Source organism: Streptomyces sp. NPDC090032 (genome assembly GCF_044748025.1).
In the GTDB taxonomy this organism is placed as follows: domain Bacteria; phylum Actinomycetota; class Actinomycetes; order Streptomycetales; family Streptomycetaceae; genus Streptomyces.
Map to the genome: position 1 here is coordinate 150,842 of NZ_JBIVFF010000016.1, position 22,740 is coordinate 173,581.

General features: G+C 71.9%; 19 protein-coding genes and 1 rRNA gene. 5 read left to right on the forward strand and 15 right to left on the reverse strand.

The annotated features are described in order from the left end of the window. Positions 1-102: 102 nt before the first annotated feature. Complete coding sequence (locus ACIPWY_RS33905; RefSeq protein ID WP_362909655.1) at positions 103-732, reverse strand: NUDIX hydrolase; 630 nt, start codon at positions 730-732, stop codon at positions 103-105. A gap of 109 nt (positions 733-841) precedes the next feature. Further along, on the reverse strand, positions 842-2,515 hold the full coding sequence (locus ACIPWY_RS33910; RefSeq protein WP_393704716.1) for a CTP synthase: 1,674 nt from the start codon (positions 2,513-2,515) through the stop codon (positions 842-844). Positions 2,516-2,993: 478 nt separating this feature from the next. Between ACIPWY_RS33910 and ACIPWY_RS33915 the strand changes: the two genes are divergently transcribed. Together ACIPWY_RS33915 and ACIPWY_RS33920 are read left to right on the forward strand one after the other, a co-directional pair. Next, positions 2,994-4,802 carry a glycoside hydrolase family 15 protein gene (locus ACIPWY_RS33915; protein ID WP_362909748.1) on the forward strand — a complete coding sequence of 603 codons (1,809 nt, stop codon included), beginning with the start codon at positions 2,994-2,996 and terminating at the stop codon, positions 4,800-4,802. Positions 4,803-4,946: 144 nt separating this feature from the next. Continuing rightward, positions 4,947-6,617 (forward strand): PucR family transcriptional regulator, encoded by a 1,671-nt coding sequence (locus tag ACIPWY_RS33920; RefSeq protein WP_362909653.1) that lies wholly within the window; start codon positions 4,947-4,949, stop codon positions 6,615-6,617. Between the two features lie 34 nt (positions 6,618-6,651). On the opposite strand, the gene ACIPWY_RS33925 is transcribed toward ACIPWY_RS33920, so the two are convergent. The 3 genes from ACIPWY_RS33925 to recN all read right to left on the reverse strand — a co-directional run bounded on the left by ACIPWY_RS33925 (position 6,652) and on the right by recN (position 10,528). Then, positions 6,652-7,821, reverse strand: coding sequence for a glycosyltransferase family 4 protein (locus ACIPWY_RS33925; protein WP_362909652.1), 1,170 nt, complete (start codon positions 7,819-7,821; stop codon positions 6,652-6,654). A gap of 165 nt (positions 7,822-7,986) precedes the next feature. Beyond that, complete coding sequence (locus tag ACIPWY_RS33930; RefSeq protein ID WP_393704713.1) at positions 7,987-8,766, reverse strand: hypothetical protein; 780 nt, start codon at positions 8,764-8,766, stop codon at positions 7,987-7,989. A 43-nt stretch (positions 8,767-8,809) separates the two neighbouring features. Then, the gene (recN, locus tag ACIPWY_RS33935) at positions 8,810-10,528 is read right to left on the reverse strand and encodes a DNA repair protein RecN (protein ID WP_362909746.1); all 1,719 of its coding nucleotides are present in this window, start codon (positions 10,526-10,528) and stop codon (positions 8,810-8,812) included. A gap of 217 nt (positions 10,529-10,745) precedes the next feature. Between recN and ACIPWY_RS33940 the strand changes: the two genes are divergently transcribed. Further along, positions 10,746-12,092, forward strand: coding sequence for an FtsX-like permease family protein (locus tag ACIPWY_RS33940; protein WP_362909650.1), 1,347 nt, complete (start codon positions 10,746-10,748; stop codon positions 12,090-12,092). Positions 12,093-12,108: 16 nt separating this feature from the next. On the opposite strand, the gene ACIPWY_RS33945 is transcribed toward ACIPWY_RS33940, so the two are convergent. Genes ACIPWY_RS33945 through ACIPWY_RS33955 form a run of 3 tightly spaced genes read right to left on the reverse strand, consistent with a single transcriptional unit; the run spans position 12,109 to position 14,127 of the window. Next, the gene (locus ACIPWY_RS33945; protein ID WP_362909649.1) at positions 12,109-13,014 is read right to left on the reverse strand and encodes an NAD kinase; all 906 of its coding nucleotides are present in this window, start codon (positions 13,012-13,014) and stop codon (positions 12,109-12,111) included. Next, positions 13,011-13,826 (reverse strand): TlyA family RNA methyltransferase, encoded by an 816-nt coding sequence (locus tag ACIPWY_RS33950; protein ID WP_362909647.1) that lies wholly within the window; start codon positions 13,824-13,826, stop codon positions 13,011-13,013. The genes ACIPWY_RS33945 and ACIPWY_RS33950 overlap by 4 nt, the downstream gene beginning before the upstream one ends. Positions 13,827-13,833: 7 nt before the next feature. After that, a complete protein-coding gene (locus ACIPWY_RS33955) occupies positions 13,834-14,127 on the reverse strand; it encodes a hypothetical protein (protein ID WP_362909645.1) in 294 nt (97 codons plus the stop codon). 42 nt (positions 14,128-14,169) lie between these two features. Here ACIPWY_RS33955 and ACIPWY_RS33960 point away from each other — a divergent pair, with 42 nt between their 5' ends. Further along, the gene (locus ACIPWY_RS33960) at positions 14,170-14,517 is read left to right on the forward strand and encodes an SCP2 sterol-binding domain-containing protein (RefSeq protein WP_383896196.1); all 348 of its coding nucleotides are present in this window, start codon (positions 14,170-14,172) and stop codon (positions 14,515-14,517) included. On the opposite strand, the gene ACIPWY_RS33965 is transcribed toward ACIPWY_RS33960, so the two are convergent. The 4 genes from ACIPWY_RS33965 to ACIPWY_RS33980 all read right to left on the reverse strand — a co-directional run bounded on the left by ACIPWY_RS33965 (position 14,501) and on the right by ACIPWY_RS33980 (position 18,693). Next, positions 14,501-15,394, reverse strand: a complete 894-nt coding sequence (locus tag ACIPWY_RS33965; RefSeq protein WP_362909641.1) for an ABC transporter ATP-binding protein — start codon at positions 15,392-15,394, stop codon at positions 14,501-14,503. The two genes, ACIPWY_RS33960 and ACIPWY_RS33965, sit on opposite strands and share 17 nt — an antisense overlap. Positions 15,395-15,418: 24 nt before the next feature. After that, the gene (locus tag ACIPWY_RS33970; RefSeq protein WP_362909639.1) at positions 15,419-16,447 is read right to left on the reverse strand and encodes an iron chelate uptake ABC transporter family permease subunit; all 1,029 of its coding nucleotides are present in this window, start codon (positions 16,445-16,447) and stop codon (positions 15,419-15,421) included. After that, entirely contained in the window at positions 16,444-17,487 is a 1,044-nt protein-coding gene (locus ACIPWY_RS33975; protein ID WP_393704709.1) for a FecCD family ABC transporter permease, read from the reverse strand. The genes ACIPWY_RS33970 and ACIPWY_RS33975 overlap by 4 nt, the downstream gene beginning before the upstream one ends. Positions 17,488-17,664: 177 nt before the next feature. After that, entirely contained in the window at positions 17,665-18,693 is a 1,029-nt protein-coding gene (locus tag ACIPWY_RS33980) for an HAD hydrolase-like protein (protein ID WP_362909635.1), read from the reverse strand. Between the two features lie 71 nt (positions 18,694-18,764). On the opposite strand from ACIPWY_RS33980, the gene ACIPWY_RS33985 reads away from it, so the two are divergent. Beyond that, entirely contained in the window at positions 18,765-20,054 is a 1,290-nt protein-coding gene (locus tag ACIPWY_RS33985) for a DUF1015 family protein (protein WP_393704707.1), read from the forward strand. Positions 20,055-20,180: 126 nt separating this feature from the next. Here the strand turns inward: ACIPWY_RS33985 and ACIPWY_RS33990 are convergent, their stop codons facing one another. The 3 genes from ACIPWY_RS33990 to rrf all read right to left on the reverse strand — a co-directional run bounded on the left by ACIPWY_RS33990 (position 20,181) and on the right by rrf (position 22,527). Beyond that, on the reverse strand, positions 20,181-20,966 hold the full coding sequence (locus ACIPWY_RS33990; protein WP_362909632.1) for a hypothetical protein: 786 nt from the start codon (positions 20,964-20,966) through the stop codon (positions 20,181-20,183). Next, a complete protein-coding gene (locus tag ACIPWY_RS33995; protein ID WP_401536339.1) occupies positions 20,903-22,231 on the reverse strand; it encodes a hypothetical protein in 1,329 nt (442 codons plus the stop codon). The genes ACIPWY_RS33990 and ACIPWY_RS33995 overlap by 64 nt, the downstream gene beginning before the upstream one ends. Positions 22,232-22,410: 179 nt before the next feature. Then, positions 22,411-22,527: ribosomal RNA gene (rrf, locus tag ACIPWY_RS34000) — 5S ribosomal RNA — on the reverse strand. Positions 22,528-22,740: the final 213 nt, after the last annotated feature.

The following is a 22,740-nucleotide window of genomic DNA, read 5'->3' on the forward strand; positions in this document are numbered from 1 at the left end:
CGTTCCGTGGCGGGCGGCACGGGGAAGTCCCTCAATCGGATCAGCCGATGGTGTGACCGAAGGGGCCAATGGGAGTCGGCCCCTCCGGTGCACGGCCCGCGTCTACACCTCGAACGGTCGCGCAGGCCACGGCGCCTCGGCGGGCCGCAGCGACTCCACCCCACCCGCACCCAACGCGGCGGTCAGCGCGAGCGCCCCCACCACCAGGCAGTTGTTGTGCAGCTCTCCGGCCAGCGCGCCGCGTACCAGCTCCTCCAGGGGGACACGGGCCAGCTCCATGTCGGCCTCCTCGTCCTCCACCTCGAAGCGCTCGCCCTCCGCCTCGGACAGGTCGCGGGCGAGGAAGACGCGGACGGCCTCGGAGCAGCCGCCGGGGGTCGTGTAGACGTCGGTGAGAACGCGCCAGTCCTCGGCCTTGACGTGCGCCTCCTCGTAGAGCTCGCGCTGCGCGGCGTGCAGCGGGTTCTCGCCGGGGATGTCGAGCAGGCCGGCCGGGATCTCCCAGAGCTTGTGCCGCACGGGGTGGCGGTACTGCTTGAGGATCAGGACGCGGCCCTGGTCGTCGAGGGCGAGGATGGCGACCGAGCCGGGGTGGACCTGGTAGTCGCGGCGGACGACCGAGCCGTCGGGCATGACCACGTCGTCGGTGCGCACAGAGGTCTTGTTCCCGACGAAGGGGGTCTCGGTCGCACGGACCTCCCACTCCTCGGCGGTGTCCTTGATCGTCGTCATGTCGACACATCCTCACTACGCGCATAAAAAAGCCGGGGCAACAGAAACCGGGGCACGCGCCCCAAAAGGCACGTACCCCGGCAACCGTACAACCCTTGTCCTACACGGCTTACTTGGCCTTCTTGCCGTTCGCCGCGGAGCCGGTCTTGCGCTCGACGGCCGCCTTCACCAGGCCCGCGAAGAGCGGGTGCGGGCGGGTCGGGCGGGAGCGGAGCTCGGGGTGCGCCTGGGTCGCGACCAGGTAAGGGTGCACCTCGCGCGGGTACTCCACGTACTCGACGAGCTTGCCGTCCGGCGACGTGCCGGAGAACTGCAGCCCGGCCTTCTTCTCCAGCTCGGCGCGGTAGGAGTTGTTCACCTCGTAGCGGTGACGGTGGCGCTCCTCGACGTACTCCTTGCCGTCGTACACCTCGCGGGCGATGGAGCCCTCGGCGAGCTTCGCCGGGTACATGCCCAGGCGCATGGTGCCGCCCATGTCGCCCTCACCGGCGACGATGTCGAGCTGCTCGGCCATCGTGGAGATGACCGGGTGGGCGGTGGCGGCGTCGAACTCGGTGGAGTTCGCGTCGGGGATGTCGGCCAGGTTCCGCGCGGCCTCGATCACGATGCACTGCAGGCCGAGGCAGAGGCCGAGCAGCGGGATCTTGTTCTCGCGGGCGTACTGGATCGCGCCGACCTTGCCGGACACTCCTCGGTCGCCGAAGCCGCCCGGGATGCAGATCGCGTCCACGTCGGCGAGCTGCTTCTTGGCGCCGGCCGCGGTCTTGCAGTCGTCGGACGTGACCCACTTGATCTTGACGCGGGCCTTGTTGGCGAAGCCGCCGGCGCGCAGCGCCTCGGTCACCGACAGGTAGGCGTCGGGCAGGTCGATGTACTTGCCCACGAGCGCCATGACGATCTCGTGGTCGGGGTTGTGGACGCGGTCGAGCAGGTCGTCCCAGGTCGTCCAGTCCACATCGCGGAACGGCAGGTCCAGCTTGCGGACGACGTAGGCGTCCAGGCCCTCGGTGTGCAGCACCTTCGGGATGTCGTAGATCGACGGAGCGTCGATGGCCGCGACGACGGCCGCCTCGTCGACGTCGCACATCAGGGAGATCTTGCGCTTGATCGCGGTGGGCACCTCGCGGTCGGCGCGCAGGACGATCGCGTCCGGCTGGATACCGATGTTGCGCAGGGCGGCGACCGAGTGCTGGGTCGGCTTGGTCTTCAGCTCACCGGAGGGGCCGATGTAGGGCAGCAGCGAGATGTGCACGACGAAGACGTTGTCGCGGCCGACCTCGTGGCGGACCTGACGGACGGTCTCCAGGAAGGGCAGGGACTCGATGTCGCCGACCGTGCCGCCGACCTCGGTGATGACGACGTCGACGTCGTCCGTGGCCATGCGACGGATGCGGTGCTTGATCTCGTTCGTGATGTGCGGGATGACCTGGACGGTGTCGCCGAGGTACTCGCCGCGCCGCTCCTTGGCGATGACCTGGGAGTAGACCTGGCCGGTGGTGACGTTGGCCGTGCCGTCGAGATCCACGTCGAGGAAGCGCTCGTAGTGGCCGATGTCCAGGTCGGTCTCGGCGCCGTCGTTGGTGACGAACACCTCACCGTGCTGGAAGGGGTTCATCGTGCCGGGGTCGACGTTCAGGTACGGGTCGAGCTTCTGCATCGTGACCCGCAGACCACGCGCCTTGAGGAGCGCACCCAGGCTGGAGGCCGTCAGCCCCTTGCCGAGGGAGGAGGCGACACCCCCGGTGACGAAGATGTGCTTGGTCGTCGTGGATTTGGGCGTCATGGCCAAGAGGGGGCTCCCGTGGTCGCGGTCTGGAATGCGTACCGGCTTGCCTGGTCCGGAGATTTCCGGGGGTGCCGTCGCTGCGGTTCGGGGGCTTCGACTTCTTGCAGAAGCGCACCGGTCCACGGGCTACCAGGGTAACAGCGAGTGGGCGAGGCTGCTTCCGGCCACGCTCCGCACATGCCTCACCACGGCATCACCCCAGCCTCACGCAGCACTCACGTATTGCTCACCTATCGCTCACCCTTTCGGCCCACTTCTGTTGCCGCGACCGGCGCGCGGATCACTGCGCTGCGTCGTATCCTGCTCGGACACTCGCTGCCGAGCCAGGCCGGCAAACGGCACTACCCCCGCCCGTTACTCCCGGAACAAGAGCTCGTCAGTTCGTTCTTACGACGACGTACCAACACGAACCCTTGACCGCAGAGACCGCAGAGCGATCGCCCTTCCGGGGGCGTACGTGGCCGTTCGACTGGAGATGCACGTGGCCGGGCGCATCGAGGACTACGCACTCATCGGAGACATGCAGACCGCAGCCCTGGTCTGCCGGGACGGAACAGTCGACTGGCTGTGCCTCCCACGCTTCGACTCGCATGCCATTTTCGCCGGCCTGCTGGGCACGGAGGAACACGGCTTCTGGCGGTTGGGACCCGCTCATTCCGCGGAAGCCGGGCCGCCGGCCGCGGCGCGCCGGACGTACCGCGGCGATTCACTGATCCTCGAATCCGAGTGGGACACCCCCCGCGGCACGGTCCGCGTGACCGATTTCATGCCGCCGCGTGACGGTGCGCCGCAGCTGATCCGCATCGTGGAGGGCATCAGCGGCCGCGTCCCGATGCGCTCCGCGCTGCGGATGCGCTTCTCCTACGGGCGGATCGTGCCGTGGGTGCACAAGGTCGACGGCCGTACGGTCGCGGTCGCGGGCCCCGACTCCGTGTGGCTCGACTCGTCCGCGGAGACGTACGGCAAGGACCTGACGACGTACTCGGACTTCACGGTGGCGCCGGGTGACCGCATCGCGTTCACCCTCTCGTGGCAGCCCTCACATCAGAAGCCGCCGGCCCTCCCCGACCCGGAGGGGTCGCTTGAGGCGACGGAGGAGTTCTGGGGCGAGTGGGTCGAGCACTGTACGTACCACGGGCCCTACCGCGAGGCCGTGGTCCGTTCTCTGATCACGCTCAAGGCCCTGACGTACGCGCCGACCGGCGGCATCGTCGCCGCGCCGACGACGTCGCTGCCGGAGGAGATCGGCGGTGTCCGTAACTGGGACTACCGCTACACGTGGCTGCGCGACGCCGCGATCACCCTCTCCTCCATGCTCCGCACCGGCTACCGCGAAGAGGCCCGCGCCTGGCGCGACTGGCTGCTCCGCGCGGTCGCGGGCGACCCGGAGAACCTGCAGATCATGTACGGGATCGCGGGCGAGCGTGAGCTGGGCGAGGCGGAGCTCGACTGGCTGCCCGGCTACGAGAACTCGGCGCCGGTACGAGTCGGCAACGGCGCGGCGCACCAGCTCCAGCTGGACGTCTACGGCGAGGTCACCGAGGCACTGCACCTGGCGCACATGACGGGCCTGACCCGCAACGACTACGCGTCCCTGCTCCAGCTCAAGCTGATCCGCTACCTGGAGAAGCACTGGGACGAGCCGGACGAGGGCATCTGGGAGGTGCGCGGGCCGCGCCGCCACTTCGTTCACTCGAAGGTGATGGCGTGGGTCGCCGTGGACCGCACGATCAAGCTCATCGAGTCGGGTGACGCGGACGGGCCGCTGGAGAAGTGGCGCGAACTGCGCGACGACATCCACCGGGACGTGTGCGAGCGGGGCTACGACAAGGAGCGCAACACGTTCACGCAGTCGTACGGCTCGAAGGAGCTGGACGCCTCGCTGCTCCTGATCCCGCAGATGGGCTTCCTGCCGCCCGACGACAAGCGCGTCATCGGCACGATCGAGGCGATCCAGCGGGAGCTCTCGACGCCGGACGGGTTCATCCTGCGTTACCCGACGACGGGCGACGACGCCGGTGTCGACGGCCTGGAGGGCGACGAGGGCGCGTTCCTCGCCTGTTCGTTCTGGATGGCCGACGACCTCGCGATGATCGGCCGCGTGGACGAGGCCCGCACGCTCTTCGAGAAGCTCCTGTCGCTGCGCAACGACCTGGGGCTGCTCGCCGAGGAGTGGGACTCCCGTCTGCAGCGCCAGGTCGGCAACTTCCCGCAGGCGTTCAGCCACGTGCCCCTGATCGACACGGCACTGCGGCTGACGGCCTCGGGGGCGTACGGCGGCTAGGGCCCCTCGTTCGGATCAGGCCGGCTCCCCGATCACCTTTCCGGCGGCGCGTTCCCCTGCGGACGCGCCGCCGGCGGCGTCAACGGCGTCCTGCCTGGTGGCCGGAGGTTTTCCCGGACCGTGCGCGCAGGTAGCGTCCGCACCATGGACACTCAGGCCCCCCACAGCAGCACGCCCGGCACCCAGGGCGGCATCACCGTGCAGCGGGCCCTGGAACTGCCAGGTCTGCGCAGCGGGCTCCCGGAAGTGGTGGCGGGCGCGGACCGCCTCCAGCGCACCGTGCGCTGGGTGCACGCCGGCGAGGTGCCCAACATCGCCTCGCTCCTCAAGGGCGGCGAGCTGCTCCTGACCACGGGGTTCGGTATCGGTACGCGCCCCGCCGAGCAGCGGGCCTTCGTCCGCAAGCTCGCCGACCGCGGCATCTCCGCGCTCGTCATCGAGCTGGGCCAGCGCTTCGCGCGGCTGCCCGCCGCGCTGGTGGAGACCGCGCGCGCGGCCGGTCTCCCGCTGGTGCAGCTGCACCGCGAGGTGCCGTTCGTGACGGTCACCGAGGAGGTCCACACCGAGATCGTCAACGGGCACTACGCGCTCCTCCAGCGCGCCGAGGAGGTGCACCGGCGCTGCACGGAGGCCCTCCTCGGCGGCGGCGGAGTACCCCAAGTCCTGCGCATCCTCGCGGAGTTCAGCGGCAACCCGGTGTTCCTGGAGACGTCCGACGGGCAGCTCCTGTACGCGGCCGGGGGCGAGCCCGAGGTCGCCGACCCGCTCCAGGTGTGGGAGGGGATGCGTGGCCGCCCCGCCGACCGGGACGAGCCGCCTGCGGGGGCTGTGCTCGTCGACGTGCCGGGCGGCGGGCCCGGCACCGGATCCGTGCGGGCACGCCTCGTCCTGCTGCCGGTCGCGGCCCCGCTGGCGCCCGTGCACCGGATCGCGGCGGAGCGGGCGGCGAGCAGTCTCGCCGTCGTCCTGATGCAGGCCCGCCAGGAGGAGGAGCTGGCGGCGCGCGGCCGCGGTGACTTCCTCACGGATCTCGCGGAGGGCCGGATCACGCCCGACGACGCCCCGGCGCAGGCGCGCGTCCTCGGGTTCAAGCCGGGTGGCCAGGGGCCGCTGCTGCCGGTCGTGATGCGGCTGCCCGAGGCGTCGGTGGGTTCGGTGGGCCTCTCCCCCGGCGGCGGCTGGGCGGTCCTCGCGCGGGCGGTCGCCGAGGAGCTGGCCGCGGTGGGCGTTCCGGTCCTGCTGGGCGTACGGCCCGTCGAGGGGCGCGTCCCCCTGCTGCTGGGGCTGCGGTCCGACTCGGAGCGCACGGCGGTCGCGGACCGGGTGGCCGCGGCACTGCGGGCCGGGGTCGAGCGGGCGGGCATGCAGCGCGCCGGGACGCAGCCGCCGGTCGTCGTGGTCGGCGGCGCGGGCGGCTGGGGCGCGGCCGCGGCCGGCCTGCGGCACGCGGCCGAGACGGCCACGGCGGCGCAGGGCCTGTCGGACCGGCCCTGGTACGACGCGCGGCGCCTCGACATCGACCTGCTGCTGTGGCGGCTGCGGGACCATCCGGACCTGGCGGCGTTCGTGGAGCGCGCGATCGGCCCCCTCCAGGCCCACGACCGCCGTGCCAAGCCCCCGTTGCTGCCCACGCTCCAGACGTATCTGGCGCACGCGGGCCGCAAGGCTGAGACGGCCCGCGAGCTCCATCTCAACCGCCAGACCCTGTACAACCGCCTTGCCCGCATAGGGGAGTTGCTCGGCACGGACCTGGACGACCCGCAGACGGTACTCGCGTTGAGCCTGGCGCTGCGGGCGCGCAGGCACGTGGGGTGAGGCGTCCCGCCGGGGAGCGTGAGGCCGAAGCGGCTCAGCCCGCCGGCCGCGCCCCCGTCAACTCGTCGTAGACACTGAGCACTTGGGCCACCGTCTCGTCCTCCGTCGGCCACGACGCCGCCTGTGCGGTGCCGCGCTCCCTGAGTTCGTCACGGCGTGCGGAGTCGGACAGAAGGCGTGTCACAGCGTCGGCGAGGGCGCCGACGTCGCCGTAGGGGACCAGTTCCGCAGCGTCGCCCACGAGTTCGGGAATGCCTCCGACGTCCGTCGCGACGAGCGGCACGCGCGCGTGGAGCGCCTCCTGCGCGAGGATCGAGCGGGACTCCCAACTGCTGGTCAGGAGAGCCACGTCGGCGGACGCGAGCAGTTCGGAGACGTCGTCACGGCGCCCCACGAGCCGTACGGGCAGCTGCTCGCTCTCGATGCGGCGCTGGAGCGCGCCCCGCTCCGGCCCCTCGCCCGCGATGACGAGCAGCGGCACGGGATCGAGGTGGCGCCAGGTGCGCGCGGCGTCCAGCAGCGTCCCGTAGCCGCGGTGCTTCACGAGGCTGCCGACAGCCATCAGCAACGGCCGTTCCACAGCGCCGAGTTCGGCCCGTGACTTGTGCCGCAGGCGCTCCGGGTCCTCGGGTCCCTCAGGCCCCGGCACCGGCGCGGCTTCCGACGAATCGGGGCGACGGGGCGACGGGAAGGCGACCGCGGCCAGCCTGGCGTCGCGGGCGCCGCGGAGGCGGGCCCGCTCGACGAGGTCCGAGGAGGTGCCGAGGACGACGGACGCGGACCTGGCCACGCGCCGTTCGAGCAGGCGCAGCAGGTGGGCGCGGGCGCCCTCGGCGTGGGAGCGGGTGTGCCAGGTGACGACGAGGGGCGTGGTCCTGCCGCTGAGCGCGAGGGAGGCCCGCAGCGCGGCGTGCAGCCCGTGCGCGTGGACGAGGTCGGCGTCGGCGCAGGCGAGCCGGAGCGCCGCGACGGACCCGGGGTCGCTGCTGCGGGGCACCGCGACGTGCTGGGCGCCGACGTCCGCGAAGCCGTAGGCGTGCGCGGCCTCGACGGGGGCGCACACCGTGACGCGGACTCCCCTGGCGACGAGCCCGGCGGCCAGTGACCTGACGTGCGTGCTGCTTCCGGCGCTCTTGCCGCCCAGCACTTGCACGGTGCGAAGCGGCGACTGGCCGTGCGCTGGCTGGCTGCTCACGTGACTCACGTGGCCGGGGCTCCTGGGTCGGTCGGTGCGGAATGCGCGGGGCTGTCGCGCCGTAACGGTCTGGGCCAAGGATGCCAGCCCGTACGGGCGTTCCGGCACCGGCCCGGAGTCCCGACCGTGTCGGAATGGGCAACACGTCGTACGGGATCACTCACACGCGTGAATTCAGGCGTGTCGGACTGACTCCGCCCCACGGGCCAGTGCTGTCACTTTGTCCCCGTATGCCGCCGCGAGGACCAGTCCGGCCGCGTGCGCGAGGAGTCCGGCGCGCGCGTTCCCCGCGACGACGGCGACGCCGAGCGCCGCGCCGAGGGCGTGTGCCCCCGTGTCGCCGATCATGGTGCGCCCGTCGAGGTCCTCGGGCAGGACGGCGGCGACGGCGCCCATGGGGGCCGCGGCGAGGGCCCCCTTGAGCAGTCCGGGCGCCCCGAGCGCGAGCACGGCCGCGGCCGCCCGCCCGGGCCGCACGTCCACCAGGTTCACGAAGTGGGCCGCGCCCGCGATCACGACACCGGCGAGCGCCTTGTCCACGATCCGTTCCTCGAGCAGCGCACCGGCGGCGAGCCCGGCCGCGGAGATACCGATCAACTTCACGGCCCCGCTGGTCAGTTCACCGTCGCGCAGCGCCGCCAGATGATCCCGGAAGCCGCTGCGCGGGTCACCGGCGCCCGCCACGTCGTCGTACGCGCCGCACGCCCCGGCGGCGAGCACGGCCAGGACGGCGGCCCCTCGCCGGCGCCCCGAGGTGGCCGCTGCCGCGCCGGCGACGGCCCCGGCCACGACGGCCGGCCCGGCGCACAGGTCGACCGCCCGGCCCGCGAAGTTCGTCCGCTCCCACAGGGCCGGCCCGCCCGGCCTGGCCCGCCGCAACGCCGCATACCCGGCGCGGGCCACGACGGCACCGGTCGCGAGAGCCGCGAACCGGCCCGCCACACGCTGATCCATGTGCTTGTCCGTACCCTTGCCCACCCGCTTGACCATGGCCCGGTCAGGCGTCCGCTCGGGCGGTGGCGAGCAGTTCCTCCGCGTGCGCGCGCGCCGTCTCGGAGTCCTCCTGGCCCGCCAGCATCCGGGACAGCTCACGGATCCGGTCCTCGCCCTCCAGGACGGTGACGCCGGACCGGGTCACGGTCCCGTCGTTCGTCTTCTCGACCAGGAGCTGACGGTCGGCGAACGCCGCCACCTGCGGAAGGTGCGTGACGACCACGACCTGCGCCGACCTGGCGAGCTTGGCGAGCCGCCTGCCGATCTCCACGGCCGCCTTGCCGCCGACGCCCGCGTCGACCTCGTCGAACAGATACGTCGGCACGGGGTCGGTCCCGGCGAACACGACCTCCACGGCGAGCATCACGCGCGACAGCTCACCGCCCGAGGCCCCCTTGGCGATCGGCCGCGGCGGGGCGCCGGGGTGCGGGGCGAGCAGCAGCTCGACCTCGTCCACGCCCGAGGGCCCGTAGGCGACCGTGCGCCCGTCGAGTTCGACGCCGTCCGGGTCGTCGGTGCGGCGGATGTCGAAGGACACGCGCGCGTGGGGCATGGCGAGCGAGGCCAGCTCCTCGGTGACGGCGGCCGCGAAGCGTGCCGCAGCCTCGGTGCGGGAGTCCGTCAACGCCTGCGCCAGAGCGCCCAGTTCACCTCGCAGGCCGTCCCGCTCGGCGGTCAGCTCACCGATCCGGTCGTCGTCGCCGTCGAGTTCGAGCAGTCGCGCGGAGCCCTGCTCGGCCCAGGCCAGGACCGCGTCGATCGTCTCGCCGTACTTGCGCGTGAGCTGTGTCAGCGCGGCCCGCCGTTCCTCGACCGCGGCGAGCCGCAGCGGGTCGGCGTCCAGGTCGTCGGCGTATCCGGCGAGTTCCCCCGCCACGTCGGACAGGAGGATGCCGATCTCGCCGATCCGGTCGGCGAGCGCGGACAGGGCCGGGTCGTGGGAACGCACGGCTTCGAGTGCCCGGTTGGCGCCGCCCACGAGGGTGGTGGCGTCGACGCCCTCGGGGTCCTCGGGGTTTCCCGCGAGCGCGGCGTGCGCGGAGGAGGCGGCCGAGGCGAGCGCCTCCGCGTGACCGAGCCGCTCGGCCTCCGCCGACAGCTCGACGTCCTCACCGGCGCGCGGCTCGACGGCCGCGATCTCGTCGAGTCCGAAGCGCAGCAGATCGGCTTCCTGGGCGCGTTCGCGCGCACGCGTCACGATGGTGTCGAGCTCGGCGCTGACGGCCCGCAGCCGGCGGTACGCGGCCTGGTACTTGGCGAGCGGCACGGCGACCGCGTCGCCCGCGTACCGGTCGAGAGCACCCCGCTGCCGGGACAGCTTGAGCAGCCCCTGCTGATCGGTCTGGCCGTGCACGGCGACGAGTTCGTCGGCGAGCTCCGTCAGCATGCCCACCGGCACCGAACGCCCGCCGAGGTGCGCCCGGGAGCGCCCCTCCGCCGAGACGGTACGGCTGATGAGCAGCGCCCCGTCGTCGAGTTCGGCACCCGCCTCCTGGGCGCGCACGATGGCGGCCGTGCCCTCGGGCACGGTGATCCGGCCCTCGACGACCGCCGCCTTGGCGCCGATCCGTACGAGGGCGGGGTCCGCGCGCCCGCCGAGCAGCAGGCCGAGGCTCGTGACCACCATCGTCTTGCCCGCACCGGTCTCGCCGGTCACGGCGGTGAATCCCGGCGACAGCTCGACCACCGCGTCGTCGATGACTCCGAGCGACCGTATCCGCATCTCCTCCAACACGGACACGACCTTACGAGGTCGGGGGCCATATGTGCGACGGGCCCTGCCCCGCTTCCCTCCCCACGGACCGAATTCGCAGGTCGTGGGCGGCTGCGCCCGGCCCTTTTGTCATCCGTTGTCACCCGCCAGGGTGGGGATGTCCCCCTGCCGGAGCGGAGGCCGGCCGTATGGTGCCCGCGCCCCGCGCGCCCGCACCCTGGATCGCATGACTACCGGACTGGCCCGGGCAGCCCTGACCGCACACCGGCCCGCCTTCGTCGGCACGGCCGTCGCCGCGCTGTTCGCGGCGACGGTGGTGAGCGCGTCGACGACCGTGCTGCTCGCCACGAGCACCGACGGACTGCCGCCCGGCGCGCGCCACCGCATCACGCAGAACGGCGTCGGTGACATCGCGGCCGTTCTCCTCATCGGTTCGATCTACATGTCGATTTTCGTGGTCGTCTCGACGATGGGTACGGCCGTCACGCAGCAGCACCGCGAGCTCGCCCTCGTGCGCGCCATCGGCGCCCGCCCGCGTCAGGTGCGCCGCGCGGTGGCGAGGCAGGCCCTCGCCGCGTCCGTCCCCGCGGCGTTCGCGGGCTTCGCTGCCGGCGGGCTGCTCGCCAGGGCCTGGTTCTCCGGCATGGTCACGCACGGCCTGATCCCGCCGGGGGTGCCGTTCCGCTTCAGCTGGGTCGCGCTGCCGGTCTGTCTCGGGGTGGTCGTGGTGACGTCGACCGTCGCCGCGCTGCTCTCGTCACTGCGGTTCTCTCTTCTGCGGCCCGCCCACGCCCTGTCCGAGGCGGCGGCGGGCAGGCGGCGCCTCGGCCTGCTCAGGGCGCCGCTCGGCCTGGTCGCGGTGGCCGGGGCGGGCTTCCTCTCGGTGCTGCTGTCCCGGCAGGACGCCGAGGAGGCGGGCCAGGCAGCGTTCCTCGTCCTGATCCTGTTCTGCGTGGGAGTGGGCCTGCTCGGACCACGCATCGTGGGCCCCGCGGCCTGGCTGGTCTCGGCGCTCGTGGGCCGCTTCGGCGCGAGTGCGCGGCTCGCGATGCTCAACGTCCGCTCGCAGCCCCGCCGCTTCTCGGCCGCCGTCGTCCCGCTCGTCCTCGTCGTCGGCTTCGGCCTCACCAAGGTCACGCTGCACACGACGGCGCAGCACCGCACGGGCTCGGCGGGCAGCACCGGCGAAGTGTGGCTCGACTACATGGGTACGGCTCTGTACGCGGGGTTCGCCGCCATCGCCGCGGCCAACACGCTCGCCATGATCTCGTTCGAGCGGCGCCGGGATGTGGCCCTGCTGCGGGTCGTCGGCACCCAGCGAGGCCAGGTGCGCTCCATGGCCGCGTGGGAGGCCGTCGTCGTCGCCGGTACGGCGCTGCTGCTCGGCACCCTGATCGCGCTCGTCACACTGGCGCCGATCCTCGACACGGCGTTCGGCTCCCCCGTGCCGTACGTCCCGTGGACGCTGGCCGCCGGGACGGTCGCGGGCACGCTCCTGCTGACGCTGCTCGCGACCGGTGTCCCGGTGTGGTCGGTGATGCGCCGCAGCGCGATCACGGTCGTACGGACATGACGACGTACGCGCTGTCCTAGTGAGGCTTCCCGCGCCAGCCGGAGACGGGCAGCGCGAACTTGGCGACGAGCCGGTCCGTGAACGAGGCGTGATGCAGCCGCGCGAGCCGCACCGGCACCGCCCCGCGCCGCACCTCGACGCGCGCGCCGGCCGGCAGTTCCACGGTCCGCCGCCCGTCGCACCACAGCACGCCCTGCGGCGTGTGCTGCTGCACCTCGACGGCGAGCACCGAGTCCGGCGACGTCACCAGCGGCTTGGCGAACAGGGCGTGCGCGCTGATCGGCACCATGAGGAGCGCCTCGACCTCGGGCCACACCACGGGTCCGCCGGCCGAGAACGCGTAGGCCGTGGAGCCGGTGGGCGTCGCGCACACGATGCCGTCGCAGCCGAAGCCGGTGACGGGACGCCCGTCGATCTCCAGGACGACCTCGAGCATCCGCTCGGCCGACATCTTCTGTACGGCGGCCTCGTTGAGCGCCCAGTCGCGGTGCACGACATCGCCGTTGCTGTGCACGACGACGTCGATGGTCATGCGCTCCTCGACCTCGTACGCCTTGGTGACGACGCGGTCGACCACCTTGTCGAGGTCGTCGCGCTCGGCCTCGGCGAGGAAGCCGACGCGGCCGAGGTTGACGCCGAGCATCGGGACGCCGGAGGCGCGGGCGAACTCGGCGCCGCGCAGCAGCGTCCCGTCACCGCCGAGGACGACGAGCAGCTCACAGGCGTCGAGGCACTCGGGGGTCGCCTCCTTCACCAGCTCCACCGACGGCGGGAGCGGCAGGTCCGCCGCCTCCGACTCCAGGACCCGTACGCCGATGCCGCAGCGCAGCAAGCCCTCGACGACGAGTTCGGCACTCCGGATGGCGGCAGGCCGCCCGGTGTGCGCGAGCAGGAAAACAGTTCGAGCTCGAGTCTGTGTCAACGCGGTCCCTCCGCCACTGCACGGTCAACATCCGCCGGGTCGAGTTCGGGCGCACCGGCGCGGAGCCACAGAAAATACTCGACGTTTCCGGACGGCCCGGGCAGCGGGCTCGCCGTCACGCCCCTTACGCCGAGGCCGAGTTCGAACGCCTGCCGGGCCACCGTGCGCACCGTCTCGGCCCGCAGTTCCGGGCTGCGTACGACACCGCCGCTGCCGAGCCGATCCTTGCCGATCTCGAACTGCGGCTTCACCATGAGCACCAGGTCCGCGTCGGGCGCCGCACACCGCGCGAGGGCGGGCAGCACCAGGCCGAGCGGGATGAAGGACAGGTCACCGACGACCAGATCCACGGGTTTTCCGTCGATCGCCTCCAGCGTCAACTCGCGTACGTTCGTACGGTCCTTGACGGTGACGCGGTCATCGCTCTGCAGTGACCAGGCTAGCTGCCCGTATCCGACGTCGACGGCGACGACATGGGCGACGCCGGCCCTCAGAAGTACGTCGGTGAAGCCGCCCGTGGACGCCCCCGCGTCGAGCGCGCGGCGTCCCTCGACGACGAGCCCCTGCGGCACGAAGGCCGCGAGGGCGCCGGCGAGCTTGTGGCCGCCGCGCGAGACGTAGTCGGGGTCGCTGTCGTCCTGCGTGACCACGATCGCGGCGGCCGTCTCCACCTGCGTTGCGGGCTTAGTCGCGGTGGTCCTGCCGACCGTGACGCGCCCCGCGGCGATCAGCTGGCTCGCGTGCTCGCGCGAGCGGGCGAGCTTCCGGCGGACGAGCTCGGCGTCGAGGCGGCGTCGTGCCACTCCTGCCACGTTCGGTTCAGCTCCTGTGTCGGTTCAAGGGTGCGGGCTCGGGGCGTGCGTCCAGCGCGGTCAGCGCGTCACGCAGGCCCCGGTGTACATCCTCGTACACCTCGATGTGCCCGTCGGCAGTGAGGTGGTCGACGTCGGCCAGCCGGTCGAGCCCGGCGTCCACGTCCGCGTTGCCGGTGGGGGTGCGCGGGACGCCCAGGGGAGCCGGGGCCGCCGGCTCGTACGACGGTTCGTCCCGGGCCTCCGGGGCCCCGGCCGCCTGGTCCGGCACCTGGTCGGGGTCCGGATGAGAGTCGTTCATGCCACGACGCTACCCCGTAGCACTGGGGTACGGTCGACCGCGATGGCGACGACGCAGGAGTGCCGTGCCGCACTCGACAAACTCTCGGACAATCTGGCGGGCGCGGAGGGCGGGGTACGCAGCGCTGCAGCGCTCGACCGCTCTCTGAGCTGCCATGTCACGGACCTCGGGATCACGTTCACGGGCCGGCTCGAAAACGGCCGGATCGAGGTCCTCGACACGGTCGACGGGCCGCCGCCCGACCGGGCGCAGATCCGGCTCGCGATGACCGGCGACGACCTGGTCGCGATGGTCGACGGAGAGCTGAACTTCGCGCGGGCCTGGGCCTCCGGCCGGATCAGGCTGGAGGCCGGCTTCCGCGACCTGCTGCGGCTCAGGACGCTGCTTTAGCCACCGCCTTCGCGGGCGCCTCCACATCGCGGGCCGGGGCCTTCCTGGCCTTGCGCGCGGCCGGCACCACCAGCGGAGTTCCGGTCTCCGGATCGTCGATGACCTGGCACTTCATCCCGAAGAGCCGCTCGACGAGGTCCGCGGTGACGATGTCGCCCGGCGCTCCCTCGGCGATGACCTCGCCACCGCGCAGGGCGATCAGGTGGCTCGCGTAGCGGGCCGCGTGATTGAGGTCGTGCAGGACCGCGACCAGCGTCCGCCCCTGCTCCTCGTGCAGCTCCGCGCACAGGTCCAGTACGTCGATCTGGTGCTGGATGTCGAGATACGTGGTCGGCTCGTCGAGGAGGAGCAGCGGGGTCTGCTGGGCGAGCGCCATCGCGATCCACACGCGCTGGCGCTGGCCGCCGGACAGTTCGTCGACAAAGCGATCGGCGAGTTCGGCGACTCCGGTGGAGGCCATCGACTCCCGCACGATCCGCTCGTCGTCGCTGGACCACTGGCGCAGCAGGCCCTGGTGGGGGTAGCGGCCACGGGAGACGAGGTCGCCGACGGTGATGCCGTCCGGCGCGATCGACGACTGGGGCAGGAGCCCGAGCGTGCGCGCCACCTTCTTCGCCGGCATCGACTGGATGGCGTGCCCGTCGAGGAGCACCCGGCCCGCCGAGGGCTTCAGCATCCGGGACAGCGCGCGCAGCAGCGTGGACTTGCCGCAGGCGTTCGGGCCGACGATCACGGTGAAGGAGTTGTCGGGGATCTCGACCGAGAGCTCCGACGCGATCACACGCTGGTCGTAGCCCAGGGTGACGTTCTCGGCGGACAGTCGGTTCACGGGGTTGCTCCTCCGGTTGTTGCTCTGGCTGGGGTTGCTGTCGCTCATATCCGGTTGCTCATGTCCGGTCATTCATATCCGGCCGGCCTTCCGCTCGGAGACCAGGAGCCACAGCAGGTAGACACCGCCGACGACTCCGGTGACCACTCCGACGGGCAGCTGATCGGCGCCGAAGGCGCGCTGTGAGATCCAGTCGGCGCCGACGAGCAGGGCCGCGCCCATACACATGGACGCCGCGATGTTCGGGCCGGGCGAGCGCGTCAGCCGCCGGGCCAGCTGGGGGGCGGTCAGCGCGACGAATCCGACGGGCCCCGCGGCAGCGGTGGCCGCGGCGGTGAGCAGCACGGCGGCCACGAGCAGGACGAGCCGCGTCCGCTCGACCCGCACCCCGAGCGCGTTCGCCACGTCGTCGCCCATCTCCAGCATGCGCAGCGGCCGCGCGTACGTGAGGACGACAGGGACGAGGACGGCGCACAGGACGAGCAGGGGCCAGACCTGCTTCCAGTCGCGGCCGTCGAGGGAGCCCGTCATCCAGACCGTCGCGCGGGCGGCGTCGACGATGTCGGCCTTGGTCAGCAGATAGCCGTTGACCGCGGTCATGATGGCGGACATTCCGATGCCGACCAGGACGAGCCGGTATCCGTGCACGCCGCGCTTCCAGGCGAGGAGATAGATGCCGAACCCGGTCACCAGGCCGCCGACGAGCGCCCCGAGGGCGACCTGGACAGCGCTCCCCGAGAACAGCACGATCATGACGAGCGCACCGGCCGTGGAGCCCTGACCGAGGCCCAGAATGTCCGGACTGCCCAGCGGATTACGGGAGATGGCCTGGAAGAGCGCGCCGCCGAGCGCGAGCGCCGCGCCCACGAGGAGGCCCACGAGGACCCTGGGCAGCCGCAGGTCGTTGACGATGAACTCCTGACCCGGGTCACCGTTGCCGAGCAGCGTACGGACCACGTCGGGGGCGGAGATGGGGAAGTCGCCGGTGCCGATCAGCGCGACGCTCGCGGCGAGCGCGGCGCACAGCAGCACGAGGACGACCACGAACGCGCGGATGTCGAGGCGCAGGGAGATCCCGCCCCGGGTACGGATCGCCTTCACAGCTGGGTGACCTTCCGCCGGCGCACGAGATAGATGAAGACCGGGCCGCCGATGATCGCGGTGACGATGCCGACCTGGACCTCGGCGGGCCGCGCGACGAGCCGGCCGAGGACGTCCGCGCCGAGCAGCAGCACGGGAGACAGGACGGCCGAGAACGGCAGGATCCAGCGCAGGTCGGGGCCGGTGAAGGAGCGCACGACGTGCGGCACCATCAGGCCGACGAAGACGATGGGCCCGCACGCGGCGGTCGCGGCGCCGCACAGCAGCGTGGCGGCCGCCATGGACAGCGCGCGGGTCCTGTTCAGATTCGCGCCGAGGGCGCGGGCCGTGTCGTCGCCCATCGCCATGGCGTTGAGCGGCCGCGCGAGCGCGAGGGCCAGCACCGAGCCGACGGCGGTGAACGGCAGCACCTGCCGGATGGTCGGCATGTCGGCGGAGACGAGCGAACCCACCGTCCAGAAGCGCATCTTGCCGAGCGCCGCGTTGTCCATGATCATCACGGCCTGGAGATAGCCGTAGAGCGCGGCGCTGATGGCGGTCCCGGCGAGCGCGAGCCGCACCGGCGTCGCGCTGCGGGTCCCCCCGAGGACGTAGACGAGAACGCCCACGGCCGCGGCTCCGAGGAAGGCGAACCACACATAGCCCGTCAGCGAGGTGACGCCGAAGAAGCTGATGGCGGTGACGACGGCCGCCGAGGCGCCCATGTTGATGCCGAGGAGTCCGGGGTCGGCCAGCGGGTTACGGGTCAGCGCCTGGAGGACCGCGCCGGAGAGCCCGAGCGCGACACCGGCGAGAAGCCCGAGCAGCGTACGCGCGAGCCGCTCGCCCACCACGACGTCGCTGAACGTCCCGGTGTCCTCGAACAGGCCGTGCCACACCTGGTCCACGGACAGGGGTTTCGCCCCGATCGCGATACTCACGACCAGGAGCACGAGCAGTACGACGACGGCTCCGAGGAGCCCGACCGTACGTATCGCCCGGCGGTTCGGGGGCGCGGCAGCGGTGTCCGCGCGCTGTTCGGGGGGACTGTCGACCAACACGAGGTTAGGTTAGCCTACCCTCCCCAGTCTCTTCGAGGTCGCTACCCGCATCGCTGCCGACGGGAGCTGCGCGGGGGCAGCGCGGAAGCAGGAAAGCGGGGAAACGGGGAGGCGGGAAAGCGCGGGAGGAACCACACTCACCGGTACCCCTCCCCGTCCCCGCCCCCCCGCTGCGCCTCAAACCCCCAGCCGCTCCAGCGCCTTCGCACCACTGAGCTCGCAGGCCCCGTCCCCGGCCGCCGTCCACGCCGCCGCGCACAGGGCCCTCAGCCCGTCGATCACCTCGCCGTCCCCCTCCAGCTCAAGATGCTCGTCGCCCGCGGTCGCGACCCAGCCCCCGCACGCGAACCCGTCTCCCTCCGCCACGACGTCCGGCTGCCCGGTGAGCAGACCTCGCAGGTCGACGTCGACATACGTGGGCCGGTGCTGGGGCGGCGCGGCGAGCAGCTGCGCCCCGTCGGTGACGCCGGTCAGGACGAGCAGCGAATCCACTTCCCCGTTGAACGCGCCCTCGATGTCCGTGTCGAGCCGGTCCCCGATCACCAACGGCCGCTCCGCGCCGGTCCGCAGGATCGTCTCGCGGTGCATGGGAGGCAGCGGCTTGCCGGCTACCTGCGGCTGCGCACCCGTCGCGATTCGGACGACCTCGACCGCCGCGCCGTTGCCCGGAGCGATGCCGCGCCCGCTCGGAATGGTCAGGTCCGTATTGGACGCGAACCACGGCACACCGCGCGCGATCGCGTAGCAGGCCTCCGCGAACCGCCCCCAGGCCATGTCCGGCCCGCCGTACCCCTGCACCACCGCCGCCGGCTCGTCGTCGGCCGAGTCCACCGGCTCGAGCCCGCGCTCCCTCAGCGCGACCCGCAGCCCCTCCCCGCCGATCACCAACACCCGTGACCCGTCCGGCACTTGCTCACTGATCAGCCGCGCCACGGCCTGCGCCGACGTGATGACGTCCGCCGCGTCCGTCGGAATCCCCAGCTCCCTCAGATGCTCGGCCACGGCGTCCGGCGTACGCAGCGCGTTGTTGGTGACATACGCGAGGCCCATGCCCGCCCGCCGCGCCACGGCGAGCGACTCGGGGGCGTGTGCGATGGCGTCACCGCCCGCGTACACCACCCCGTCGAGATCGAGCAGCGCCGTGTCGTACGCCTCGTTCAACGCCCGCTCACTGCCTTCGGGCCGCGTCCTGACGGTCTGGCTCATTACACATCGCTCCTCGTTCGATCCCACTCCCCGATCATCGCTCATGCCACTGACACACATACGATGCAGCAATGAACTCTGCAGGTCCCCCAGGTCCGACGGGCAGCGACGGCCTCGACCTGATCCCGTTCAGGGGTGTGCGCTACGTCCCCGAGCGCGTGGGCAGCCTCGCCGCCGTGACGTCACCGCCCTACGACGTGGTCGTCCGCCCCGACGGTCTGCACCACCTGGAGTCCGCGGACCCGCACAACATCGTCCGCCTGATCCTCCCGCAGGCCGTCTCCCCGGACACCCGCAACGCCCTCGCGGCCGACACCCTGCGCCGCTGGCTGTCCGAGGGCATCCTGGCCCCCGACGAGATCCCCGGGCTGTACGTCTACGAGCAGCGCGACGGAGACCATCTCCAGCGCGGCGTCATCGGCGCCCTGCGCCTGTCCGAACCGTCCGAAGGGGTCGTCCTGCCCCACGAGGACGTCATGCCGCACGTGGTCGCCGACCGCGCGGGCCTGATGCGCGCCACGGCCGCCAACCTCGAACCCCTGCTCCTCACCTACCGCAGCGCGGGCAACGCGACGGGCGCGACCGCGGCCATCGAACGCACGGCCAAGCGCCCCCCGCTCCTCGCCACGACCACGGAGGACGGCTTCAGCCACCGCCTGTGGTCGGTCACCGACCCGGCCGAGCTGGCGGAGATCCGCACGGACCTCGCCCACCACCAGGCCCTGATCGCGGACGGCCACCACCGCTGGGCGACGTATCTGCGCCTGCGTTCCGAACAGCCGTCCCCGACCCCGTGGGACTACGGCCTGGTCCTCCTCGTCGACACGGCCCGCTACCCGCTGCGCGTCCGCGCCATCCACCGCCTCCTGCACCGCCTCCCGGTCCCGGACGCCCTGGCCGCACTGAAGGGCTCCTTCCGCCTGAGCGAAGTCCCCGGCCCTCTGCCGCACGCCCTGGACGCCCTCGCCGACGCGGCCGCCCACGGCAACGCGTTCCTCCTCGCCGGCGCCGGCTCCTTCCACCTCGCGGACGCCCCGTCCCCGGACCTCCTGGCCCGTACGATCCCTGCCGACCGCCCGGAGGCCTGGCGCTCGCTCGACGCCACGGTCCTGCACTCCACGCTCCTCGACCATGTCTGGCGCATCCCCGAGGACGCCCCGGAGCACATCGCGTACATCCATGACGCGGCCGCCACGGTCGCGAAGGCGGAACGTGACGGCGGCACGGCGGTCCTCATGCACCCGGTCCGCGAGGAAGTGGTCCGCGACCTGGCGCGGCAGGGCGTGACGATGCCCCGCAAGTCGACGTCCTTCGGCCCGAAGCCGGCGACGGGTCTGGTGCTGCGCACACTCGCCGACTGACCGCGAGCCACGCGCGCGTAGGCGCACACGACGAACGGGCGGGACCCCATCGCTGGGATCCCGCCCGTTCGTCGTACTCGGTCATACGCGGCCGGCAGCAGCCGGCCACTCACACCGCCGCGAAGCTCAGCCCTTGTCGTTCTCGGGCTCGAACTCCTCGTCGTCATCGTCGTAGAACTCTTCGACGCCCTCTTCGTCCTCGACCCACGGCTCGTCGTCGTCATTGGCAGGAGCCTTGGGCCCCGCGACGGCGGCGGATGCCTCGTCGGAGTCGTCCTCCTCGAAGGCGTCGACGAATTCGACCCCGTCCATCTCGGCCAGCCGGTCGGACGCGTCGGTGCTGCCGTCCCGGTCGGACTCGACGGCCTTCGCGAACCACTCGCGCGCCTCGTCCTCACGACCGGCGGCGAGCAGCGCGTCGGCGTACGCGTACCGCAGGCGCGCGGTCCACGGCTGCACGGAGTTCGAGGCGAGCTCGGGGCTCTGCAGCGTCACGATGGCCGCGTCGAGCTGGTCCATGTCACGCCGGGCACCGGCGGCCACGAGCCGCATCTCGACCTGTCCGGCCTTGTCCAGCTTGGCCACCTCAGGCGCACCGGCCATGTCGAGAGCCTTCTCGGGCCGCCCGAGACCGCGCTCGCAGTCCGCCATGACGGGCCACAGCTCGACGTTGCCGGTCATGCGCCGAGCGGCGCGGAACTCGGCGAGAGCCTCGCTGAACTTCTGGTTCGCGTACGCGGCGAAACCGGCGGCCTCGCGCACGGCGGCGACCCTGGAGGCGAGCCGCAGCGCGATCTTCGAGTACTCGTACGCCTGCTCGGGGTCCTCGTCGATCAGCTTGGCGACCATCACCAGGTTCTTGGCGACGTCCTCGGCCAGCCCCTTCGGCAGGCTCTGAAGCTCCTGCCGCACGTCCTTGTCGATCTCGTCGCCGGTGACGTCCTCGGGGATCGGCAGCCGGCGGATGGGCTCGCGGTCGCGGTCCCGCTCGTCACGGAAGCGCCCGCCGCCACGGCGGTCGTCGCCCCCACGGTCGTCCCGCCCACGGAACCCGCCGGGACGCCCACCACGGTCGTCGCGACGCGGCCCACGGTCACGGTCGTCGCGCGGACGGTACCCTCCGCCCCGACTGTCGTCGCGCCGGAACCCACCACCGCGGTTGTCACCACCCCGGTCATCACGCCGGTCGTCGCGCCGGTCATCACGGCGGAAGCCGGCACCGCGGTTGTCGCCACCACGGTCGTCACGCCGGTCGTCACGGGGACGGTATCCACCGCGGCTGTCATCGCGGCGGTCGTCACGCCGGTCATCGCGACGGAAGGGGGGACGGTCGCCACCGGGACGGTCGCCGTCACGACGGGGACCACGGTCACGGTCGTCACGCGGACGGAACCCGCCCCCACGGTTGTCACCACCACGATCGTCACGCCGGTCATCGCGACGGAAACCGCCACCGCGGTTGTCGCCACCACGGTCATCACGCCGGAAGCCGCCGCCACCACGGTTGTCATCGCGGCGGTCATCGCGGCGGAAGGGGGGACGGTCGCCACCGGGACGGTCACCGTCACGACGGGGACCACGGTCACGGTCGTCACGCGGACGGTAACCGCCACGGCTGTCGCCGCCACGGCTGTCATCACGGCGGAAGCCACCGCGGTTGTCACCACCACGGTCGTCACGGCGGAAACCGCCACCGCGGTTGTCACCACCGCGGTTGTCGCCACCACGGTCATCGCGACGGAAGCCGCCACCGCGGTTGTCATCGCGACGGTCATCGCGCGGACGGTATCCACCGCGGTCGTTGTCACGACGGTCGTCGCGCCGGCTGTCGTCACGGCGGTCATCGCGGCGGAAGGGGGGACGGTCACCGTCTCGACGGGGGCCACGGTCACGGTCGTCACGCGGGCGGTAACCGCCACCGCCACGGTTGTCGCCACCACGGCTGTCATCACGGCGGAAGCCACCACCGCGGTTGTCACCACCGCGGTTGTCACCACCACGGTCGTCACGGCGGAAACCGCCACCACGGCTGTCGCCACCGCGGTCATCGCGACGGAAGGCGGGACGACCCCCACCGGAACGGTCACCGTCACGACGGGGACCACGGTCGCGGTCGCCGCCGCGGTCGTTGTCGCGTCGCGGTCCGCCTCGGTCTCCGCCGCGGTCCCGGTCACCACTGTCCCGGCGTCGCTGGTCGCGATCCGGTCGCTCGTCGGGAGAGTTGGTGGACATGGGTGACTCCTGTCTTCGGTACCGCAGTCATTCTCGCGCAGCCGGGTAGCCGGCGCGCTTCGACAAAACAAAAAGGACCCTTGGTCCCAGCGTGTGTGCTGGGACCAAGGGTCCTCTAAAAATTGTTCGGCGGCGTCCTACTCTCCCACAGGGTCCCCCCTGCAGTACCATCGGCGCTTTGAGGCTTAGCTTCCGGGTTCGGAATGTAACCGGGCGTTTCCCTCACGCTATGACCACCGAAACCCTATCAGTGTCCCGTTTCAAGGAAACGGGTTCCCGAACAAGGCAGCGAACAAGCACACTCTTCAATTAAGTAGTGCGGCCGTTCAGCCGACACAATTGTTCGTTATCTGAGAACAAACACAGTGGACGCGAGCAACTGAGGACAAGCCCTCGGCCTATTAGTACCAGTCACCTCCACCCGTTACCGGGCTTCCAGATCTGGCCTATCAAC

Bases quoted from the DNA above. Each gene is read 5' to 3' on its own strand.
- ACIPWY_RS33940 (WP_362909650.1), top strand. From the start codon at position 10,746: ATGACTACCGGACTGGCCCGGGCAGCCCTGACCGCACACCGGCCCGCC.
- ACIPWY_RS33905 (WP_362909655.1), bottom strand. From the start codon at position 732: ATGACGACGATCAAGGACACCGCCGAGGAGTGGGAGGTCCGTGCGACC.
- ACIPWY_RS33915 (WP_362909748.1), top strand. From the start codon at position 2,994: ATGCACGTGGCCGGGCGCATCGAGGACTACGCACTCATCGGAGACATG.
- ACIPWY_RS33910 (WP_393704716.1), bottom strand. From the start codon at position 2,515: ATGACGCCCAAATCCACGACGACCAAGCACATCTTCGTCACCGGGGGT.
- ACIPWY_RS33930 (WP_393704713.1), bottom strand. From the start codon at position 8,766: ATGGATCAGCGTGTGGCGGGCCGGTTCGCGGCTCTCGCGACCGGTGCC.
- ACIPWY_RS33965 (WP_362909641.1), bottom strand. From the start codon at position 15,394: ATGAGCGACAGCAACCCCAGCCAGAGCAACAACCGGAGGAGCAACCCC.
- ACIPWY_RS33980 (WP_362909635.1), bottom strand. From the start codon at position 18,693: ATGAGCCAGACCGTCAGGACGCGGCCCGAAGGCAGTGAGCGGGCGTTG.
- ACIPWY_RS33920 (WP_362909653.1), top strand. From the start codon at position 4,947: ATGGACACTCAGGCCCCCCACAGCAGCACGCCCGGCACCCAGGGCGGC.
- ACIPWY_RS33955 (WP_362909645.1), bottom strand. From the start codon at position 14,127: ATGAACGACTCTCATCCGGACCCCGACCAGGTGCCGGACCAGGCGGCC.
- ACIPWY_RS33985 (WP_393704707.1), top strand. From the start codon at position 18,765: ATGAACTCTGCAGGTCCCCCAGGTCCGACGGGCAGCGACGGCCTCGAC.
- ACIPWY_RS33960 (WP_383896196.1), top strand. From the start codon at position 14,170: ATGGCGACGACGCAGGAGTGCCGTGCCGCACTCGACAAACTCTCGGAC.
- recN (WP_362909746.1), bottom strand. From the start codon at position 10,528: ATGCGGATACGGTCGCTCGGAGTCATCGACGACGCGGTGGTCGAGCTG.